The organism is Candidatus Streptomyces philanthi (assembly GCF_059553635.1).
In genome coordinates this window covers 1-5994 of sequence record NZ_JCANQV010000328.1, presented here as the reverse complement: position 1 = coordinate 5994, position 5994 = coordinate 1, and the positions used below count along the sequence as shown (strand labels likewise).

The window sequence follows — 5994 nt, the reverse complement described above, 5'->3', positions numbered from 1 at the left end:
GGCCCGCCACCCACGGGCTGCGCTCCCATCTCGCCCTCGCCGGCGGCATCGCCACCGAACCGGTCCTCGGCAGCCGCTCCGCCGATCTCCTCTCCGGCCTGGGCCCGGACCCGCTCACCGACGGCACGGTGCTCCCCCTCGGGCGCCCCTACGGCCCGCCGCCCGCCGTGGACGCCGTGCCGCAGCCGGGCCCGCCCGGTGAACTCGTCCTCCCCTTCCTGCCCGGCCCCCGTGACGACTGGTTCACCGAGCACGGCCTGCGCACCCTGACGAGCGGCCGGTACCGGGTCTCGGCGGCGAGCAACCGCATCGGGCTGCGCACCGAGGGCCCGCCCCTCGAACGCGCCCGCTCCGGCGAACTGCCCAGCGAGGGCATGGCGCTGGGCGCCCTCCAGGTCCCGCCGGACGGCCTGCCGGTGCTGTTCCTGCACGACCACCCGACCACCGGCGGCTATCCCGTGGTCGGGGTGGTGCCCGAACGCTTCCTGGCCGCCGCGGCCCAGGCCGTACCGGGCACCCCGGTCCGCTTCGTCCCGCGGCGGCACGGCCGCCCGACGGCACGCCGGTAGGAGGCCGGGCCCCGCACGTCACCCCGGCATCGGGAGGTATCCGCGGACTCCCGTGAGCGAGGACGCCACACGGTGGGAAGACACCAGTGAGCGGACGAGCGCCTCACGGACAGGAGAACCGCATGACACCGGACCGGCACAGGACGACGGCGGACCGGACCTTCACGGCGGACGGCCCCACGGCTCCCCGGCACCGCCCCCGGGGAGCGGTGCGGCACGCCGCCCGTGTCGCCCGGTCGGCGGGTGCCGCGGCGCCCCTCGTCCTCGAACGCGGCAACGGGAGGCGGCTGCGGCGGCTGACGGTGGCGGCCGGGGACCGGGTGCGCCAGCGGCTGCGCCCGACCCGCGCCCGGATGCGGGCCCTCGTCGTCCGCCCCGGAGGGCGGCTGGACTGGGAGGACGTGCCGGTGCCCCGGCCCCCGGGCCCGCACGGCGCTCTGGTCCGCCCGGTCGCGGTGGCCACCTGCGACATGGACCGCCCCCTCGCCCTGGGCGCCACCCCCTTCCCGCTGCCGCTGCACCTGGGGCACGAGTGCGTCGCCGAGGTCCTGGAGACCGGCGAGGCGGTGACCTCCGTACGGCCCGGACAACGCGTCGTCGTCCCCTTCCAGATCAACTGCGGCACCTGCCCGCCGTGCCGCGCCGGACACACCGCCAACTGCACCGGCACACCCCCGCTGTCCCTCTACGGCTTCGGGCTGGCCGGCGGCCACTGGGGCGGCGCCTTCGGCGACCGGCTCGCCGTGCCGTACGCGGACGCCATGCTCGTCCCGCTGCCCCCCGCGCTCTCCCCGGCCGCCGCCGCGTCGGTCGCCGACAGCGTCTGCGACGGCTACCGCCACATCGCCCCGCACCTGCCCGCGCTGCTGGACCGCGACCCGGGCACGACGGTCACCGTCGTCGGCGCCCTCCGCCCGCACTCTCTCTTCAGCCCCAGCTGCCCCTTGTACGCCGCGCTCACCGCCCAGGCCCTCGGCGCCCGCCATGTCGTCTTCGCCGACCGCCGCCCCACCGTGCGACGGCAGGCCCGCGCCCTCGGGATGGAGACCGTCACCCCCGCGCGGCTGCGGGCGATGCCCCGCACCCCGCTGGTCGTCGACGTCACCGCCGACCCCCGCGGGCTGGCGCTGTGCCTGTCCGTCACCGCGCCCGACGGCGTGTGCAGCAGCGCGGGCGGCCTGCACACCACGGCCCGTGTCCCCCAGTTCCGGATGTACGGCCGCAATGTCACCCTGCACGTCGGCCGCACCCACGCCCGCGCCCTGATCCCCGGCGTCCTCGCCCTGATGGCCGACGGGCGGCTGTGCCCCCAGGACGTCATCACCGAACTGGCCGCCCTGGACGACGCGCCCCGCGCCCTGCGCCGCTATCTCCGGCAGGAGATCACCAAGACGGTGCTGACCTGCTGACCTGCTGACCTGCCGTCATTCCGGCTTCCCGTACCCGCCGCCGCCCGGCGTCCGCACCACCAGGACGTCCCCCGGCCCGACCTCCGCCGTGTCACACCCCCGGAGCACCTCGGTGGAGCCGTCCGCGCGCTCCACGAGGTTGGCGCCCAGCGCCCCGGGCGCGCCGCCCGCCATCCCGTACGGGGGGACCCGGCGGTGGCCGGTGAGCAGGGCCACCGTCATCGGTTCCAGGAACCGCAGCCGGCGCTCGACGCCGCAGCCGCCGTGCCAGCGGCCCGTCCCCCCGGTGCCGGGCCGGACGGCGAAGGCGTCGACGCGGACGGGGTAGCGCCACTCCAGGACCTCGGGGTCGGTCAGCCGCGAGTTGGTCATGTGGGTCTGTACCGCGTCGGTGCCGTCGAAGCCGTCCCCGGCGCCGGAACCGGAGGCCACGGTCTCGTAGTACTGCACCCGGTCGTTGCCGAAGGTGACGTTGTTCATGGTGCCCGCCCCCTCGGCCTGGACGCCCAGCGCCGCGTAGAGGGCGCCGGTGACGGCCTGGGAGGTCTCCACGTTCCCCGCGACCGTGGCGGCCGGGTGGACGGGCGCGAGCATGCAGCCCTCGGGGATGCGGACCTCGACGGGGGCGAGGCAGCCGCTGTTGAGGGGGATGTCCTCGGCGACCAGGGTGCGGAAGACGTAGAGGACCGCGGCCGTCACCACCGAGCGGGGCGCGTTGGTGTTGCCCGGCTGCTGCGGGGAGGTGCCGGTGAAGTCCAGGACGGCGCCGCGCTCGGTCCGGTCGACGGTCAGCGTGACCCGGATGCGGGCGCCGGAGTCGGTCTCGTAGTCGCAGCGGCCGTCGCGGAGCCCGGCGATGATGCGGCGCACCGACTCCTCGGCATGGTCGCGGACGTGCCGCATGTACGCCTGGACGACGTCGAGGCCGAACTCGTCCGTCATCCGGCGCAGTTCCTCGATGCCCTTCTCGTTCGCGGCGATCTGGGCGCGCAGATCGGCGAGGTTGGCGTCGGGAGCGCGGGAGGGGTACGGGCCGGACGTGAGCAGGGCGCGGGTCTCGCTCTCGCGCAGCCGGCCGTCGCGGACGAGCAGCCAGGTGTCGAAGAGGACGCCCTCCTCCTCGATGGTGCGGCTGAACGCGGGCATCGAGCCCGGGGTGATGCCGCCGATCTCCGCGTGGTGGCCGCGCGAGGCGACGAGGAACAGCAGGGTGGTGCCCGCCTCGTCGAAGACGGGCGTGACGACGGTGACGTCGGGCAGATGGGTGCCGCCGTGGTACGGGTCGTTGACCGCGTACACATCGCCGGGCCGCAGGTCGCCCGCGGTGCGCCGGAGCACCTCCTTGAGGGAGTCGCCCATCGACCCGAGGTGGACGGGGATGTGGGGGGCGTTGGCGATGAGGTTGCCCTCGGCGTCGAACAGGGCGCAGGAGAAGTCGAGGCGTTCCTTGATGTTGACGGAGTGGGCGGTGTTCTCCAGGCGGACGCCCATCTGCTCGGCGATGGCCATGAAGAGGCTGTTGAAGACCTCCAGCATCACGGGGTCGGCGGTGGTGCCGACGGCCGCCCGCCCGGGACGCGGACCGGTGCGGCGCAGCACCAGGTGGCCGCGCTCGCCCGCCTCGGCCCGCCATCCGGGGTCGACGACGGTCGTCGCGTCCTCCTCCGCGATGATCGCGGGCCCGGTGAGGGTGTCGCCGGGGCACAGGTCCGTGCGCCGGTACAGCCCGGTGTCGTGCCAGGCGTCCGCGGCGTACATCCGTACCGTCGCGGCCGGCCGCGGCTTTCCCGTGCGGCGCGGGGGCCCCGCGTCGTACGCCCTCACCTCGCCGGCCGTCCCCCGCGCCTCGACCGTCACGGCCTCGGCGACCAGCGGTTTGTCCATGGTGAAGGCGTAGCGGGCGCGGTGGGCGCGGGTGAAGGCGTCGGCCATCTCCGCGGTGCCGGCGAGCGGCACGGGCAGGGGGGAGTCGGTGCCCGCGTAGCGGACGAGGACCCGGGCGCGGGTGGTGATGCTCTCCCCGGGCACCCCGTCGTCGAGGAGTTCGCGCCGGGTCCGCTCCGCGAGCGCGTCGCACACCGCGCGGACCCGGTCGGCGGCCCCGGGCCCGTCCAGTTCGGTCTCCACGGCCTTCTCCCGCATCGCGGTGGCGTCGGCGACGCCGATGCCGTACGCGGAGAGCACCCCGGCCATCGGCGGGACGAGGACCGTTTCGACGCCCAGCGCGTCGGCGACCGCGCAGGCGTGCTGGCCGCCCGCGCCGCCGAAGCTGGTGAGCGCGTAGCGGGTGATGTCGTGGCCGCGCTGGACGGAGATCTTCTTGACGGCGTTGGCCATGTTGAGGACGGCGATGTCCAGAAAACCGGCGGCGACCTGCTCGGGCCCCCGGTCGTCGCCGGTGGCGGCCGCGGCCCGGCGGGCGAGGGCGGCGAAGCGGTCGCGGACGGTGCCGTCGTCCAGCGGCAGATCGCCGTCCGGGCCGAACACCGCGGGGAAGTACGCGGGCTGGACACGGCCGAGCATCACATTGGCGTCGGTGACGGTCAGCGGGCCGCCGCGCCGGTAGCAGGCCGGGCCGGGCACCGCGCCCGCCGAGTCGGGGCCGACGCGGTAGCGGCGCCCGTCGAAGTGCAGCACCGAGCCGCCGCCCGCCGCGACGGTGTGGATGTTCATCATGGGGGCGCGCATCCGCACCCCCGCGACCTCGCTGCCCAGGACGCGCTCGAACTCCCCCGCGTAGTGCGACACATCGGTGGACGTCCCGCCCATGTCGAAGCCGATCACCCGGTCGTACCCCCCTCCCGCCTCGGCGGCGGAACGGGCCATCCCGACGACACCGCCCGCGGGGCCGGACAGCACCGCGTCCTTCCCCCGGAAGTGCTCGGCCTGCCGCAGCCCGCCGTTGGACTGGAGGAACATCAGCCGGATGCCGGGGAGCTGGGCCGCGACCTCGTCGACGTAGCGGCCCAGGACCGGCGACAGATACGCGTCGACGACGGTGGTGTCCCCGCGCGGCACCAGCTTCACCAGCGGGCTGACCTCGTGCGAGCAGCTGACCTGCTCGAACCCGGCACGCTCGGCCAGCTCCGCGACGGCCCGCTCGTGGGCGCCGTGGCGGTAGCCGTGCAGCAGGACGACGGCGGCGCTGCGCAGCCCGTCGGCGCGGGCCCGCAGCAGCGCGGTGTGCACCGCCGCGGTGTCCAGCGGGCGGACGACCGTGCCGTGCGCGTCGACCCGCTCGGGCACCTCGATCACCCGCGCGTACAGCGGCTCGGGCAGCACGATGTGCCGGTCGAAGATCCGGGGGCGGTTCTGGTAGGCGATGCGCAGCGCGTCGCGGAAGCCCTCGGTGACGAGCAGGACGGTCGGCTCGCCGGTGCGTTCCAGCAGGGCGTTGGTGGCGACGGTGGTGCCCATCTTGACGACCGCGACGCGCTCGGCCGGTACCGGTTCGTCCGGCCCGAGCCCCAGCATCATGCGGATGCCGGCGACCGCGGCGTCCCGGTAGCGCTCGGGGTGGTGCGAGAGCAGCTTGCCGGTGACCAGCCGTCCGTCGGGGCGCCTGCCGACGATGTCCGTGAACGTGCCGCCGCGGTCGATCCAGAACTCCCACCGTCCGGTCATCCGGCCATTGTCCCAGCGGGCGGCCCGGACACCAGGGGCCGCGCGGGCGCGCCGGGCCGCTTCACACCGGCGAGGCGTCCGGCCCGAACCGGTCGCGGACCGCCGTCTGCACCTCGGCCTCCTCGGCCGGGTCGGCGGCCAGCCGGCGCAGCTGGTCGACGACGCGGGTGTCCGCGGTCGTGGCGTGCCGGGCGGCCAGCTCGCGGGTGGTCTCCTCGCAGTCCCACAGGCATTCGACGGCGAAACCGGCCGCGAACCCGGGGTCGGTGGCGGCGAGCGCGGCGGCGGCCCGCCCGCGCAGGTGCGAGGAGGACGTCTCGCGGTAGAGGTGGCGCAGTACGGGCGCGGCGCAGCCGACGCCGAACCGGCCGACGCCGTCGACCAGCTCCCCC

The 5994-nt window shown here is 75.7% G+C and carries 3 protein-coding genes and 1 pseudogene; 2 read left to right on the top strand and 2 right to left on the bottom strand.

Annotated features, from left to right (window positions below; genetic code table 11):
• Together AC51EU_RS25975 and AC51EU_RS25970 are read left to right on the top strand one after the other, a co-directional pair.
• The coding region (locus tag AC51EU_RS25975) for a 5-oxoprolinase subunit C family protein (RefSeq protein WP_496269508.1) at positions 1 to 569 on the top strand (569 nt) is incomplete at its 5' end.
• Positions 570 to 691: 122 nt separating this feature from the next.
• Positions 692 to 1978, top strand: a complete 1287-nt coding sequence (locus AC51EU_RS25970; RefSeq protein WP_496269507.1) for a zinc-dependent alcohol dehydrogenase — start codon at positions 692 to 694, stop codon at positions 1976 to 1978.
• 15 nt (positions 1979 to 1993) lie between these two features.
• Here AC51EU_RS25970 and AC51EU_RS25965 read toward each other — a convergent pair whose 3' ends face one another.
• Both AC51EU_RS25965 and AC51EU_RS25960 read right to left on the bottom strand, forming a co-directional pair.
• The gene (locus AC51EU_RS25965) at positions 1994 to 5602 is read right to left on the bottom strand and encodes a hydantoinase B/oxoprolinase family protein (RefSeq protein ID WP_496269506.1); all 3609 of its coding nucleotides are present in this window, start codon (positions 5600 to 5602) and stop codon (positions 1994 to 1996) included.
• 61 nt (positions 5603 to 5663) lie between these two features.
• Positions 5664 to 5994: pseudogene (locus tag AC51EU_RS25960) on the bottom strand (HEAT repeat domain-containing protein); the annotation flags it as partial.